Source organism: Egibacteraceae bacterium (assembly GCA_035540635.1).
Classification (GTDB): domain Bacteria; phylum Actinomycetota; class Nitriliruptoria; order Euzebyales; family Egibacteraceae; genus DATLGH01.
This window is the reverse complement of record DATLGH010000018.1, coordinates 1-14,432: the sequence shown is the minus strand read 5'-3', so window position 1 is coordinate 14,432 and position 14,432 is coordinate 1. Positions and strand designations below refer to the sequence as shown.

Sequence of the window (14,432 nt, the reverse complement as noted above, 5' to 3'; positions counted from 1 at the left end):
TAGCATGACCAGATCGGCGGGACTCCCCCGCGACCTCGGAGCCTCATGACTCGAGCCGGTGTGCGTCGCGGTGCTCGACCTTCGAACGAGGACGGCCGCTCATTCCTTCGGCGGGAGCCCGATCACGCGCCGGCGAGGACCTCCTCGGCGTCGAGGATCGTGTAGGCGTAGCCCTGCTCGGTGAGGAAGCGCTGGCGGTTGGCGGCGAAGGCCTGGTCGATGGTCTCGCGGGCCACCACGGTGTAGAAGCTCGCCTGTCCGCCGTCGGCCTTGGGCCGCAGGATCCGCCCGAGCCGCTGAGCCTCCTCCTGGCGGGAGCCGAACTGGCCGGACAGCTGGATCGCCACGTTGGCCTCCGGCAGGTCGATCGAGAAGTTCGCGACCTTGCTGACGACCAGCAGCGGCAGGGAGCCGTCCCGGAACGCGGCGAAGCGCTGCTCGCGGACGCCCTGGCCGGTCTGGCCGGTGACGAGCGGCGCGCCGAGCCGCTCGGCCACGGCCTTGAGCTGGTCGAGGTAGGTGCCGATGACGAGCACCCGGTCGTCGGGGTGGCGGGCGACCAGCGCGTCGAGGACCGGCAGCTTTGCGCCGGCGGTCGCGGCGATGCGGTAGCGCTGCTGGGCCGGCGCGGTCGCGTAGCGCATGCGCGCGTCCTCGGCGAGGTCGACCCGCACCTCCGTGCAGCGGGCGGGGGCGATCCACCCCTGGGACTCGAGGTCGCGCCACGGCGCGTCGTAGCGCTTCGGGCCGATCAGCGCGAACACGTCGGGCTCCTTGCCGTCCTCGCGCACGAGCGTGGCGGTCAGGCCGAGGCGACGCACCGCCTGGATCTGCGCGGTGGCGCGGAAAACCGGCGCGGGCAGCAGGTGCACCTCGTCGTAGACGACCAGCCCCCAGCGCTGGGCGTTGAAAAGCCCGAGGTGGGGGTGCGCCGTCCCCACCTCGGCGTCATCGCCGGCGCGGGGGTTCCGCCAGGTCAGCACCTGGTAGGTCGCCACGGTCACGGGCCGGATCTGCTTGCGCTCCCCGGAGTACTCGCCGATCGCCTCGGCGTCCAGGTCGGTCTTGTCGCGCAGCTCGGCGATCCACTGGCGCGCGGCGACGATCGACGTCGCCACGATCAGCGTCGAGGCTCCCGACTGGGCCATGGCCGCCAGCCCGATCACCGTCTTGCCCGCCCCGCACGGCAGGACGAGCACGCCGTTGCCGCCGGCGGCGGAGCCGTCCGCCCACCAGCTCGCGAGCGCGTCGGCCTGGTAGGTGCGCAGCGACGCGCGCAGGCCGACGTCGAGGCTCGCCCCGTCGTCGTAGCCGGCCTCGTCGGCGGCGGGCCAGCCCAGCCGCAGCAGCGCCTGCTTGAGCGGGCCCCGGTCGCCGAGGCGCACGGCGTAGCGGTTGCCGTCGAGGCGGTCGCCGAGCAGCCCCGCGACCGCGCGGTCGTGGGCGACCTCGGCCAGCAGCGCCGGCTCGGCGCTGGTCAGCGCGAGCCCCCCGGTGTCGAAGTCACGGACGACCCGCAGGCGCCCGTAGCGGCTCATCTGGTCGCGGACGTCGACGAGCACCGAGTCGGGCACGGGGTACTTGGCGTAGTCGGTGAGTGTCGCGGCGACGTCGCGGTCGTCCACGCCCGCCGAGGCGGCGTTCCACAGCGACAGCGGCGTGATGCGATACGTGTGGACGTGCTCGGGGGACTTCTCCAGCTCGGCGAAGCGCGCCAGCGCCGCGCGCGCGTCGCCAGCCTTGGGGCTTGCGACCTCGAGCAGCACGGTCGCGTCGGACTGCACGATCAGCGGGTTGTCATACTCCACCATCAGCGCCGGCCTCCCCGCTGCTGGACCTCGGCCAGCAGCGACTGCAGAGCCTCGCGACCCCGCGCGAGCCACTCGACGTCGAGTTCCACCCACTCCTCGTCCTCAAGGTCCACGTCGTCCCACGGATCGAGCAACGAGGCAGCGGTGGCCGCGGGGCCGAGCCCGTCGCGACCCGTCCGGGGCGGGGGCGTGGCGAGCAGCTCGGCCGCAAGCAACTGAGCGTGCGCGGCGCAGCCCGCCAGCCGCTCGCGCAGCTCGGGCAGGTCGGCGCCGTCGGCGGGGGCGGTCACCGTGGGACGCAGCGCGAGGCCGTCGGCGTCCTCGGCGACGGGCATCAGTCCCTTGGCGCGCAGCGCCGCCACGACCGTGTCCCGCGGCAGCCCCGAGACCGCCACCGTCGGAGCGAGCGCGCGCAGCTCGGCGCCCTTGACGGCGACCGCGCGCGACAGCAGCGCGGGGTCGTCGCTGCGCACGTAGGAGGAGCAGGCGCCGGCCCGCACCCGGCCGTGGCGGCGGGCGACGTCGCGCACCAGGTAGACCACGTTCTGGGCCAGGGGTGCGGTGGAGTGCGCGTCGAGGAAGCCGAGGATGTCCTCGTCGCGCTCGCCGGCGTCGAGGGCGGCGGCCAGACGGGTCTCGCTCAGGCGGTACAGCCGCGCCCCAGCGGCGGACTCCAGCTCGGCGTAGCGCTCCAGACGCCCGCCCAGGTCGGGCGCCAGGTCCGGCGGGGCGACGACCGACAGGTCGGCCTGCACGACGAAGCTCGTCGCCGGTGACGGCAGCGCCGCCGCCAGCGCCTCCGGCCCGTCCAGCAACGCCCGGCCAAGGCCGGTCAGCCCGACCGGACCGTCGGGCGGCACGAGGCCGAGCGCCCGGGCCGCTTCGGTGAGGTTGGCGGCCACCGGAGCGGACAGCAGCGCGGGGTAGCGGTGCGCGGCCGCGGCCGCAAGGTCGTCGGCGTGCAGGCCGGCGCCGGGTGGCAGCTCGGCGAGCAGGTCCAGCAACGCGCCGCGGGCCACGGTCGCGCCGTACCAGGCGGACGACTCGAGCCGCTCGGGCAGCCCCTCGGTCTCGTCGAGATCCTCGGCGTCGTGCCACGCCTGCACGAGCAGCGCCCAGCGCCGCTCGGCGGGTAGCGCCTCGAAGTCCTCCGCCCGCGCCGTCGGCGCCCAGGCGAGCCGCTCGCTCGCGGCGCGCCCGCGCCCGTGCCCGGTCGGCCCGGCCGGCACCTGACCGAGCAGACCGAGGTCGACCGCGAGGTTGGTGAGCAGACCGACGTGGCCGGCCGGCACGCCGAGCTGCTTGGCCGCAGCCCGCACGGGGCGGACCCCGATCCCACCGCCGGCCAGCGCGGGAGCCGGCTGCGCGCGCCACAGGGCGACCAGCGCCGCCAGCCGGCCGATCACCTCGGGCAGCCCGCCGGGATCGCGCACCGCAGCGGTCTCGACGTCCGGTGGGGGCGGCCAGTCGGGCACCACACCGCCGCCCAGCGCGACGACCACGTCGAGCCACGCCCAGCACTCCTGATCCGCGTAGTCGACGCCGACCAGGCAGAGTGCCTCGAGCTCGCGCAGCGGGGTGGCCGTGCGGTCCCACGGCTCGTAGGCGACCACGCCGAGGTCGCGCAGCGTCTGGGGACCGTCGCGCACCAGGCGGTGCACGAGGCGGCGGGCGTCGTCGCTCAGGCCCTGAACGGCCGCGCGCACGGCGTCGCCGTCGCGCAGCAGCGCCTCCAGGGCGTCGACCCGCTCCTGCTTGCGACTCGGCGGACGGCGGACACCGTGGTTGCGCAGGGCCTGTTGCAGCGCACTGGACGGCGCCTGCTCGAGGCTGGGCCGTGCGAGCACGCCGGGCAGGTCCGCCACGCCTGCCACGCCGGGGCGCAGGACGACCCACCCGGCCGCCGGCTCGGTGAGCAGCGCGGCCGCCAGGGCCGCGGCGGCATCGTCCAGGCGCGGGGCGATCGCGTCGGGATCGACCCCGCAGGCGGCCACCTCGGCCAGCGCCTGCTCGCGTGACAGCGCCCCGCCGTGCCACACCGCGAGCGTCACGAGGTCGCGGGCCGTGCGGTCCAGGCTCGCCAGGCACGCGTCGATGCCGATCGGGCTGGACAGCAGCGTCGCCAACCGCTCGATCGTGCGGTGACCCGTGCGGAGCTGCGGCGGGTAGGCCAGCCCGTACGGGCTGACTCCGGCGAGGGGACCGTGGCCCTCGAGCGCGTGGCGCAGCACGGGCACCCGGGTGAGCAGACCGGCGAGCCGCTCCGCGGGCCACGCGCGCAACTGGTCGGGCAAGGAGTTCCCGGTCGGCATACGAGAGCCTTCCCTTCGGCGAGCGGGCGGTGGGGAAGGCGCGCCAAATGGTAGAGCATCGTCGCCCGGGTCGGCGACAACCTCCGACGTGCTCAGGGCACGCCCCATCAGTCGAGCTGCGCGAGCGCACGAGCGGCTGCCCGCCTGACGGACCGGCACACTCGGACGCGCTGACCGCCACGTTCGAGGGCAGGTGGCGGATTGTCGAGTTCACCTGGGACGGCCACGACGACAGCGATCAGGCCAGCGGGCGTGGGTGGGCGGTGCTGGAGGACGACGGGTCGCTGCGGGGCCACGTCTACCTGCACATGGCTGACGACTCGGGCTTCCGCGCCGTGCGCGCCGAGCAGACCGGGCTCACCGCGCAGGACTGCCACGCGGTGGCCAGGATGCTGTCCGCGAGCGGCAAGCCCGAGGACGCGTTGGCATGGGTCGAACGGGGGGAGCGCGCTGGACGAGCGCCTCGCCGAGGTCGTGGCCCACAGCAGCGACGAGGCGCTCGCGGGGCTGGGTCGCTACTCGGTGCAGGAGGCCGCCCGGCCGCTGGGCAAGGCTCATCCAGGGGCGGCGGCGCGACTGTGGCGCGCCCTGGCGCTGGGGGTACTTGCGACAGGCAGGGCCAAGTCCTACCCGGCGGCCCTGCGCGATCTCGAACGGGCCCGCGACTGCTACGAGCGGGCGGGGCTACCCCGCGACTGGCACCGGCTCGTCGCTGAGGTGCGCGCCGAGCATCACCGCAAGTCGAGCTTCCTGCCGGCGTTCGAGGAGCTCGTCCGCGGCGCCGACCACGCGAGGAGCCGTCGTTCCTGGAGCGGGCCACGACACGGTCGGCCGCCTCGATGAGCGCGAGCACGGCGCCGGATGGCCGGCGAGCAGCTGCTCGAGCACGGCTGACGGAGCTCAGTCGGACCCTCGTTCCAGCCACCAGCGCAGGCGCTCGCGATGGTGGGGGTCGGGTTCGGTGGCGATGGTCAGCGAGGAGTCGTCGGCTGCGGGACGCACATCCAGGCCCAGCCACCAGCTGAGGCGGTGGGCGAGGAGTTCGGCGTCGACAGCGGCATCATCGACGGGCACCGTGGACTTGCCGGCCACGGCCGCCTCGGCGGTGCGCGCAGCAAGCGCCACGACCGACGCCTGGAGGTGGTCCTCCAGGATGCGCTCCGCCTCGTCACGGGCCAGCGGGGCCATGGGGTGGGCCAGCCCACGCCATCGGTCGTCCAGCTCGTTGAACACCGCGAACATCCCCTCGTAGTCCATGCGGCCGAAGCCGTACTGGTCGCCGGTGGACAGGTCGTCGATGCCGTCCGCTGACCGGTCGTAGAGCAGCTCGTGGTCGAAGTCGTCGAGGTAGGCATCCAGCCAGTCACGAACGTGCAGCCCGTGCTCGGGCAGAAGAAGGTCGACCAAGCCGTCATCGGCGAGTTCTGTCAGGTCCCGCTCGGCGTAGTCGGCCAGGATGCCGACGGCAAGCTGCTCAGCCATGCTGGCCGGCCGGGGCGGATGTGGTTGGCCAAGCTTCCACAACGAGGTGGCGAGCGTCGCCAACCACCGGCGCCAGTCGTCGGCCGCACGATCCACGAAGGCCGGCGGCAGCATCTGGATGAAGTCGGCGCGCCCGGGATCGGCGTCCTCGATGCTGTCCAGGAAGCCGTCCCAGAGCAGTTCGCCGGCCACGGTCAGCGCCCGCTTGTGCGGCTGATCGAGTTCAAGGGTGTACGGGACCATCCTTATGGGGTCGGACCACCGACGCTCCCCGGTCATCTTCGTCGCCTCCGCCTCGAGCAAGGTGCTGTGCAGTATGAGCCAGTGGGTCGAGTTGCACCGGGTGCACCTGGGGTCAGGGGGGTGGTGCGCGGGTGAGGTCCTCGAGAGCACCGACCGATCCCCGTGCGCAACCCGGGCGGCAGCCCCATGGGAGGTTCGCGATGGAAGCCGTGTTCTTTTTGATCGGCTGGATCCTGCCGCTCCTCGTTGTTGGCTATGTCCTGTGGCTCCTCACGCGCCTGACGCAGACAGTGGAGCGCATCGGAAAACCGCCTGATGCAGTTGACGGAGGCGACACCGCCGAGTAGTCACTGGTGGTTCGAACAACGAAAGTTGGTCGAGGCTGCGGATCCCGATGCAAGGCCGTGCGGTGCGGCGAATCCTGTCCTTCCCCTCAACCAAGAGCTACGCAGTGCAGCCGCTACCACAACATCCGTGGGCGCGGGGCCGAACCGTCGAACTCCGGCGGATACGGGAACCCGGTCCTTGGAGCCCGGGAGAGTCTCTCCCAGGCACCTGGGACTAGAACGGGGTTGCGCAGTAGGGTCGTCGCCCACCTGCCGGAGAGGAGTCATGATGTCCACGCTCGAGGTGCTCGACCACGGCGAGCCGGTCGCCATCTCCTTCGACGACCTCATCAAGTACCACGGCCGCAGCTCCATCGCGGGGCTCGCGCATGGCTTCAAGGCCCTGCAGCGCGCCCTGCCGCTCCTGGCCGGTGGCCCACCGCCGGAGCGCTACCGCATCTGGGTCGACAGCGCGTTCGCCGGGGACGGTGCCCGCGACGCGCTCGAGATGGTCACCCGGGCGGTGACCGGCGACCGCTTCCGACCCGCACCAGAGCTGGCACCCGCCGACGCGCCCCGGGCCCCGCAGGGGCGGTTCTTCTTCCGGCTGCTGTACGAGGACCGGATCGTCGACCTGAAGCTGCGCGTGGGGCTGGCCACCGACGAGTTCGTCGACCGGGTCTGCCGGGGGGTGGACACCCCCGCCGAGGCAGAGGCCGTCGGGCGACTCAAGCAGGACACGGCCGACCACCTCCTGAGCCTGCCGGCTGAGGAGGTGTACGACGCCGACGTGCGGTAGGGCGCAACACGATTGAGGCGTTGTGATGTCGGCCCCGTCCCCACCATAGGGATAGGGGTCCCCGGCTCCGGCATAGGATGCTGAGCTCCGGATGCCCTTCGGCCCTGGGGTCACGGGTGCCGACCCTGGTGGTGTCGGGTAAGAGGCTGGGTCGGTACGGACCTTGGTCGACGGTAGGTGGGTAGTGCACCAGCCAGGCGGTTTCCCTTCTGGCTTCGACGTTTGCCACCGTGGCCGGGTCCGTCCGTGTCCAGCCCCTCCCCTTCGAACCGTGCGTGCGGTTCTCCCGCACACGGCTCACCGACATCGTTCACCGCGAGGCATGCACAGCCCCTGAGCGGACGGTTCCCACCAACCAGTACACGCCGAGGCGCTTGGACCACGCGTAGTTGTAGCCCGCGGGCCAGTTGCGTCCCGGCCGGCGGTGTTTGGTGCTCGCCAGCTGCGCCAGGCGCATGCGCACGTAGGAGTCGACGGCACTGAACTTCCACGCGAGTTGCCGTAGCGGAAGTAGTTGCCCCAACCTCGTAGCACGAGGTTGAGACGGGCCACGACCTCGCTCATGGGCAGATGGGCGTGGCTGCGGGTGGTCCGCGCGCGGACCTTTGGCGCGTATCGCCGCCATGGCCCGCTCCGACGGCCACCGCAGCAGCCACCACTTGCCCGGCCGCCGCCACGATTCGCACTTGCGCAGGTGAAAGCCGAGGAAGTCGAATCCCTCAGCGCCCTTGCGCAGGTGCACGATCCTGGTCTTGTCAGGGTGCAGACGCAGCCCCAACCTGTCCAGGACCGCCACCAGGTCCCGCGCCTGCTCGGCACGTTCCCGGGTGGGGCAGACGACGACAAGCTCATCGGCGTAGCGACACAGCACCCCGGCTTGCGGCCCACCGTCTGCCACGCCTCGTCGAGGGTGTGCAGCGCGATGTTCTTCACTACTCGGGCAGGCGGTCCAGTCCCTTGTGGATCGCGTAGCGCATGAGCTCGTAGCGCTGCGAAAGCTGCAGCTTTGTGAGGATGTTCTGCACGTGGTTCTGCACCGTCTTGGTGGAGATGAACAGCCTGTCGCCGATCTCTCGATAGGTGTAGCCCTTCGCGACGAGCTTGAGCACATCGTTCTCCCGGGCAGTCAGTCCTGGTTCACCCGAATTTGCGCTGGCCGCCATGCGGCGGAACTCACCGAGCACCAGGCCGGCCAGCGACGGCGTGAACACCGGCTCGCCGCCATGCACGCCGCGGATTGCGTCGACCAGTTCCTGGCAGGTTGAGCTCTTGAGCAGGTAGCCGATCGCGCCGGCCTTCACTGCTGCCAGCACGTCGGCTTCCTCAGCCGACGCGGACAGCACGAGCACGCGCACGTGGGGAGCCGATTCGAGGATGCGTCGGGTCGCCTCCACACCGGACACGGTCGGTAGCTGCAGATCCATGAGGACCACATCGGGCATGACGTCCAGCACCACGTCGACCGCGTCACCGCCGTCGGCGGCCTCGCCCACGACCTGCACAATCCCCGAGGTCTCGAGGTCGGAGCGGACGCCGTCGCGCCAGACGGGGTGGTCGTCGACGACTACCACCCGGATCGGCTGGCTCATTCAGTCCTCCATGTGGATCTCAAAGGTCACGTCGGTGCCGCGGCCAGGACCGGTTTCCACGTCCATGGTTCCGCCCAGGTCCAGTATTCGTCCCTTCATGCTGCGCAGCATCCCCGCCTTGCCTTGTGGGGCCAGCTCGGCCTCGTCGTAGGTGAAGCCACGCCCGTCGTCGCGCACCGACACCGCCAGATGGCCATCGGCCTGCTCGGCGAAGACAACGACGCGTTGGGCGCCGGCGTGCTGGGCGGCGTTGCGCAGCGCCTCACCAACGGCGGCGGCGACCTCGGACACCAGCGCGGCCGGCAGGATCAGCGCCCCGATGGCGTTCACGGTCACCGGCACGCCGTCGATGCTTCGAGCGGCCCGCTCCAGCGCCTCACGCAGCGACGCGGTCCCCGATGGGCTCCGCTCAGCTGGGCGCAGTACCAGCGCGCGCAGTTCCGCCTCTTGTCGGCCGGCCATGTCGGCCAGCTCGGCGACCTGTCGGCCTGAGACCCGCTCCTCACCCGCCAGCTCCCGGCCGCGCTTGTGGATCAACGCCAGGACCTGCAACGCCGAGTCGTGGATCTGGCGCGCAAGCGATTGCCGCTCGCTCAAGCGTGCGGTCCGCTCTCGCTCCGCGAGGAGCTCGCCGGTGGCGGTCTCGGCTGCTTGTGCGGAGGCGTCCAGGAGCCGGGCGACCAGACCAACAGCGACGCCGGCCACCAGATAGTTGACCACCGTCCCGGCCGCCTGCTGCGCCTGGGTGGCGGATAGGTCAGCCACGGGGACACCGTTGAGCGGGCGCGCGGCCACCAGCCCAGCCCCCAGCCACCGCAACGGCGCCCCACGCCAACCCCGGCCGTGCGAACCCCGTGGGCGTGTTCACCGCCAGCACCACCATCCAGCCCAGGGTCGCCCAGCGGAACACCAGAATCCCGCGCAGCAGCAGCCGCCGTGAGCGGGTGCGGTTGGCCACGCCGGTGCTCATCATCCGGTTGTAGCTCAACGACGCCCCCGGGGGAACACGTGTTCAGCCGCCGAAGCCGTGCGATTGCCGGAACATCCCAGGCGCCTCTGGGCATCTTCGCCGCAGGAAACACGGCGGATGCCGTCTACCCGGCCCCGCTCGTCTGCCTTTCAATGGGAGCCATGAGAGACGACAAGGCCGAGGCAGACGCCCGCGTTCCAAGCCCGACTGGTGACATCTCGGGCCTGTGGTCTGAACTTGCCGAGTATGCGCGCCGGGCGCCGTCCCCGCACAACACCCAGCCGACCCGGCTGCGCGTCCTCGATCGGGATCGTGCCCAGCTCTTCTTCGTGACCGAGCGCGGGCTGCCGGTAGGCGACCCCGAGGGCAGGTTCACGTATCTGACGTGCGGGATCGTTGTCGAGACGCTGCGGATCGCCGCGCACGCACGGGGTTATGCGCTGGCAGCCGAGTACACCGGTGGCCCGCTGTATCAGGGGCAGCCGGATGGCCTTCGGAAGGTCGCCGACCTGCGGCTGGTGCCGCAAGGCCACCAGGTCGATGACCTGGATCCCGCGCTCTTGCACCGACGGCGCACGAACCGTCATCCCTACAACGACCGGCCGGTGCCCGCGGCGGTGATCGGTCAGCTGCGCGAGGAAGCCCGCCGTTACGGGCACACCTTCAACGTGTCGGTCGATCCCATGGCGGTGCAGTGGGTGAAGGAGCTGAACCGCGACGCGCTGTACCACGACCTCGAACACGACCGCTACCGTCAGGAGCTCGGCTCGTGGCTGCGCTACTCCGAGAAGGAAGCGCGCCGGACGGGGGACGGGCTCTCGCCGGAGGCCCTGGTGCTACCGGGATGGCTGTTGAAGGGGTTCATGCGCTACCACTGGCTGTTCGCCGCACCGGTCGTGAAGCAGCTCACCCAGCGGGTGTACATGCGCACCATGACCGGCATCTCGACAGTCGGGTGGCTGCAGGGACGTTTCGTGGACGCCGAGGATTGGATCGGGGCGGGTCACCTGATGCTGCGCCTGTGGCTGATCCTGACCCAGCACGGCATCGACTGGCAACCGTACGGGTCGATCATCACCAACGAGGAATCCCGTGGGTCCATGGTGGACAAGTTCGGTATCCGCGAGGGCGAGGGCGGGCGTGACATGGTGTGGCTCCTCGTGCGCATGGGCTACTCCGACCATGAGCCGGTTCGCAGCCAACGGCTGCCCTTGCCGGAGGTCCTCCAGTGAACCGGCTCTTCCACCACGGGCTCGTGTTGCTCGCCAACGCCCTGCAGGGTTGGTTCCTGCGCCATCCCCTCTTCTACAAGGCCCTCTTCGCCGACAGACTCAGCGGTGCGCGGTGGCGACTAGGAGCCTGGCGGGCCTGGGTCAACTTCCAGCACGCCTACCGGAACGTGCCCGCGTACCGTGACTTCATCGACGAGCACGGCGGCCCGCCCGCACTTCGCTACCGTGACGGCCTGCCCGATCTGGCGGTGCTGCCGGAGACCGACAAGGTTACCTACGTCCAGCGCTACGACCACGAAGCCCGCTGTGTGGGCGGCGGCCTGCCCCGCCGGGGCGTGGTCGTCGACGAGTCCTCCGGCAGCAGCGGCAGGGCCACCAGCTGGGTTCGTGGCCCCGAGGAACGCTGGGCGACCAAGCAGATGCTCCAGTTGTCCTTCCGCACCGCGATGGGCGACCAACCCTGCTTCGTCATCAACGCGTTCGCGCTCGGGGCGTGGGCGACGGGTCTCAACGTGAGCCTCTCGCTCAGCGACATCTGCATCATGAAGTCCACCGGCCCGGACCTCGACAAGATCGTCCACACCTTGCAGGAGTTCGGTCCTGGCTATGACTACGTCGTGACGGGCTACCCGCCGTTCCTGAAGACCCTGAGCGACGACCGCCGCATCGACTGGGGGGAGTTCCGAATCCGTGCCATCTTCGGCGGCGAGGCCATGAGCGAGCCCATGCGGCGTTACCTGCTGCGCTCGTTCACCCAGGTCGTGGGGTCCTACGGTGCCTCCGACCTCGAGATCAACATGGCCGCCGAGAGCCCGTTCACGATCCGCCTGCGACAGGAGATGCAGCAGGACCCCATGCTGCGGGAGCGGTTGACCCGGACCGTGCACGGCACGTTGCCCATGGTCTTGCAGTACAACCCGCTCGTGTACCACCTTGAGGCCAACCCGAAGGGAGAGCTGCTCGTCACGCTGACGCGGCCGAGCAACATCGCCCCCAAGATCCGCTACAACATCCATGACCTCGGACACGTCTTGCGCTACGAGGAGGTCGCGGCCGTCTTGGCAGAGCTCGGGCTCACCCACCTCATCGCTGACACCCAGCCGATCAGGCTGCCACTGTTGTTCCTCTACGGGCGTTCAGACCTGTCCATCGACTACTACGGCGCGAACGTCACACCCGACAGCGTCGGCGAGATCTTGTTCGGCTTGGATGAGCTCGCTCCTCACCTCGAGAGCTTCCGCCTGATCTCGAGAGAGGACCAGCACCACAACAAGACCCTGGAGGTCGCGATTGCACTCCGAGAAGGCTGCGACCCCGCAGACTTGTCCGGAGCGGGAATCGCCAAGAAGCTCTTCACCCAGCTCGGGAAGGTCAACGGCGACTTTCGGAACGCCTACTGCAACACCGCGACGCAGGACCAGCTGCCCCGCGTGACGCTCCATGCAACGGGGACCGGCCCGTTCGCCGGCGAGAACCGCATCAAGCACCAATACATCGACCGCGTCTCATAGCCACAAGCCGCCACCGCCGGTGCTAGCAGGAGGCATTGCCCTGGGAAGCCGATCGATCCTGGCGTTCGTCGAGCGCGACGTCCGCGCGGTCGCTCCCCTCCAGAGCGGCGCGTTCACGATCGTGCCCGCCGACCGGCCCGTCTCTGGCTGACGGCCGCCCCGGGACTTGCCCGGTCGCGGGCCAGGCCGGCGGGGGCGTCGTGCGCCGCGTCCTTTCGCCTGCGCAGCGGCGGTCAGTCCCCGACGTGCTCGTCGAGCACGGCCTCGACGAAGAAGCGGGAGCGGGCGGTGAGCCGCTCCGCTCCGACGATGTCCTCCACGAGGTCAACCACCTCGCCGGCCGAGGGCAGGCCCAGAAGCGCCGCCAGCTGGGCGACGTCCTCGTCGTCCTCGCCCACGCGGGCGGCGAGGACCTTGAGGGCGAGCAGCATCTGCGGAGAGGCGGCCTGCACGCGCAGTCCGGGCAGGTCGAACGCCGGCCCGTCGTAGGGGTCGGGACCCGGCAGGAAGCCCTTCACCGCGTCGTTCAACCAGTCGGGCGGGAGTCCCCCACGGTCCACTGCTACACCCGCTCGAGCACGGAGGGGCACAGGAAGATGCCCCGGCGCCGGAAGGCCGGGGGCGAGTCCCGGACGGCGAGCGCGTCGAAGGCGCGGCGGTGCGGGAACCACCACGTCTGCAGGAACCGAGCGGGCTCGACCACCCAGCCCGGTCGCGGGATGGCGTACCGGCCGGCGAGGTGCTCGGCGACGGCGGCGAGCAGGGCGTCGACCCGCCGGTCGCCGGCCGGCGGCGGCGCGTCGGCGATCAATAGCCGCACCTGTGGGCTGCCCGCGACGTCCCCGGCCAGGCCGACACCGTCGAGGAACTCCCGTAATGCGAACCACGCGTCCTGGCCTTCGCGGACGCGAGCGGCCACCTCCACCAGCCGGTCGGGGCGGAAGGTCGCCGGGAGCCCGCCGGCTCCCCGCAGGTGGTCCCTGATCGTCGCCGGTCCCTTCGTGCCCGTGAGCGTCGTGCCGGCAGCCGCCAGGAGACGGGTCAAAGTCTCGACCGACGGGCCCTTCTCGCCCCGCTCGTACGCGGAAAGCGTGGGCTGCGAGGTTCCGGCGCGGCGCGCGAGGGCGTGCTGCGACAGCCCGGCACGCCGACGCGCGGACCGAAGGAGGCGGGCGGCAACCTCTCCCACGAGGTCATGATATCCGCGCGGATATTGCCGCACGTCAGCCGGCGAACGCCACGGCGAGGCGCGTCGGTGACGTCGTCCGACGCGCAGCGGAGGTGCTGTTCCAAGTCGGGCCCCGGCCCCTGCACCCCCCGCGTACCGTTGACGCCCGATGGCTGACATCTCGCTGCACTCGACACGCTACGGCCGGCCGGCCGCAGAGCTGCTGCGCGAGCGCGTCTCGGCGGCCAAGGCCGACGACCCGCTGCAGCCGGTGACCGTGGTGGTGCCGACGAACTACGTGGGCGTGTCGACCCGCCGGCTGCTGGCCAGCGGCGAGCTCGGCCCGGTCACCGCGCAAGGCGCCGGCGTCGCCGGGCTCAACCTGCTCACCGTGTACCGGTTGGCCGAGCTGCTGGGCGCCCCGCGCCTGGCCGCGCAGGGGCGCCGACCCGTGTCGACCCCCGTTGTCGCCGCCGCGGTCCGCACCGTGCTCACCGACGCACCCGGGATCTTCGCCGAGGTCCGCGAGCACCCCTCCACCGAGGAGGCGCTCGTGCACGCCTACCGCGAGCTGTCCGAACTGCAGAAGACCAGCCTCGACACGCTGGCGGCCACCGGCATCCGCGCCAGCGAGTTTGTGCGCGTCCGCCGCGCCGCACGCGCCCTCCTCGCCGACACCTGGTGAGGAGGCCGACCTCATGGGTGCGGCCACCGAGGCGCTGCGTGCCGGCTCGACGGTGCTCGACGACCTCGGCACGGTCGTCGTGTACCTGCCACCTCCACCGGCGCGCGGGCGGCGGGTGCAGGCCGAGGCGCAGCGCAAGAACCCGCCGGACGAGCGCCGCACGTGCACCAACGCCGAGCTCGTCGCCGGGGCGTGCGAGGGCCTCGACCTGCCCGAGGCCGCCATTGACGTCGACCTGCCCGGCCGGCCCGCGCCTCCCGCGGTGGTCGAGCCGCCGCCCGACCTCGCCGCCTGGGAGGCTGAA

The 14,432-nt window shown here is 71.5% G+C and carries 14 protein-coding genes; 7 read left to right on the top strand and 7 right to left on the bottom strand.

All coding sequences use genetic code 11. The features are described 5' to 3' along the window. Window positions 1-122: 122 nt before the first annotated feature. On the bottom strand, window positions 123-1,811 hold the full coding sequence (locus VM324_03190) for a DNA repair helicase XPB (GenBank protein HVL98277.1): 1,689 nt from the start codon (window positions 1,809-1,811) through the stop codon (window positions 123-125). Beyond that, entirely contained in the window at window positions 1,811-4,123 is a 2,313-nt protein-coding gene (locus VM324_03185; GenBank protein ID HVL98276.1) for a helicase-associated domain-containing protein, read from the bottom strand. Before VM324_03185 ends, VM324_03190 begins: the two co-directional genes overlap by 1 nt. A 474-nt stretch (window positions 4,124-4,597) precedes the next feature. Between VM324_03185 and VM324_03180 the strand changes: the two genes are divergently transcribed. Next, window positions 4,598-4,966: a hypothetical protein gene (locus VM324_03180; GenBank protein ID HVL98275.1), complete on the top strand. Its 369-nt coding sequence runs from the start codon at window positions 4,598-4,600 to the stop codon at window positions 4,964-4,966. Window positions 4,967-5,023: 57 nt separating this feature from the next. Here VM324_03180 and VM324_03175 read toward each other — a convergent pair whose 3' ends face one another. After that, the gene (locus VM324_03175) at window positions 5,024-5,884 is read right to left on the bottom strand and encodes a hypothetical protein (GenBank protein HVL98274.1); all 861 of its coding nucleotides are present in this window, start codon (window positions 5,882-5,884) and stop codon (window positions 5,024-5,026) included. A gap of 164 nt (window positions 5,885-6,048) precedes the next feature. Here VM324_03175 and VM324_03170 point away from each other — a divergent pair, with 164 nt between their 5' ends. Both VM324_03170 and VM324_03165 read left to right on the top strand, forming a co-directional pair. Beyond that, window positions 6,049-6,195: a hypothetical protein gene (locus VM324_03170; protein HVL98273.1), complete on the top strand. Its 147-nt coding sequence runs from the start codon at window positions 6,049-6,051 to the stop codon at window positions 6,193-6,195. A 268-nt stretch (window positions 6,196-6,463) separates the two neighbouring features. Next, a complete protein-coding gene (locus VM324_03165) occupies window positions 6,464-6,973 on the top strand; it encodes a hypothetical protein (GenBank protein HVL98272.1) in 510 nt (169 codons plus the stop codon). 932 nt (window positions 6,974-7,905) lie between these two features. Here VM324_03165 and VM324_03160 read toward each other — a convergent pair. Together VM324_03160 and VM324_03155 are read right to left on the bottom strand one after the other, a co-directional pair. Beyond that, window positions 7,906-8,562: a response regulator transcription factor gene (locus VM324_03160; protein ID HVL98271.1), complete on the bottom strand. Its 657-nt coding sequence runs from the start codon at window positions 8,560-8,562 to the stop codon at window positions 7,906-7,908. After that, window positions 8,563-9,327, bottom strand: a complete 765-nt coding sequence (locus VM324_03155) for an ATP-binding protein (protein ID HVL98270.1) — start codon at window positions 9,325-9,327, stop codon at window positions 8,563-8,565. Window positions 9,328-9,570: 243 nt separating this feature from the next. On the opposite strand from VM324_03155, the gene VM324_03150 reads away from it, so the two are divergent. Continuing rightward, on the top strand, window positions 9,571-10,764 hold the full coding sequence (locus tag VM324_03150) for a nitroreductase family protein (GenBank protein HVL98269.1): 1,194 nt from the start codon (window positions 9,571-9,573) through the stop codon (window positions 10,762-10,764). After that, window positions 10,761-12,275: a hypothetical protein gene (locus tag VM324_03145; GenBank protein HVL98268.1), complete on the top strand. Its 1,515-nt coding sequence runs from the start codon at window positions 10,761-10,763 to the stop codon at window positions 12,273-12,275. Before VM324_03150 ends, VM324_03145 begins: the two co-directional genes overlap by 4 nt. A gap of 233 nt (window positions 12,276-12,508) precedes the next feature. Here the strand turns inward: VM324_03145 and VM324_03140 are convergent, their stop codons facing one another. Then, entirely contained in the window at window positions 12,509-12,835 is a 327-nt protein-coding gene (locus tag VM324_03140) for a hypothetical protein (GenBank protein HVL98267.1), read from the bottom strand. Between the two features lie 2 nt (window positions 12,836-12,837). After that, the gene (locus VM324_03135; protein HVL98266.1) at window positions 12,838-13,464 is read right to left on the bottom strand and encodes a helix-turn-helix transcriptional regulator; all 627 of its coding nucleotides are present in this window, start codon (window positions 13,462-13,464) and stop codon (window positions 12,838-12,840) included. Window positions 13,465-13,612: 148 nt separating this feature from the next. Here VM324_03135 and VM324_03130 point away from each other — a divergent pair, with 148 nt between their 5' ends. Beyond that, window positions 13,613-14,128 (top strand): hypothetical protein, encoded by a 516-nt coding sequence (locus tag VM324_03130; protein ID HVL98265.1) that lies wholly within the window; start codon window positions 13,613-13,615, stop codon window positions 14,126-14,128. A 13-nt stretch (window positions 14,129-14,141) separates the two neighbouring features. Further along, the coding region (locus VM324_03125; GenBank protein HVL98264.1) for a hypothetical protein at window positions 14,142-14,432 on the top strand (291 nt) is incomplete at its 3' end.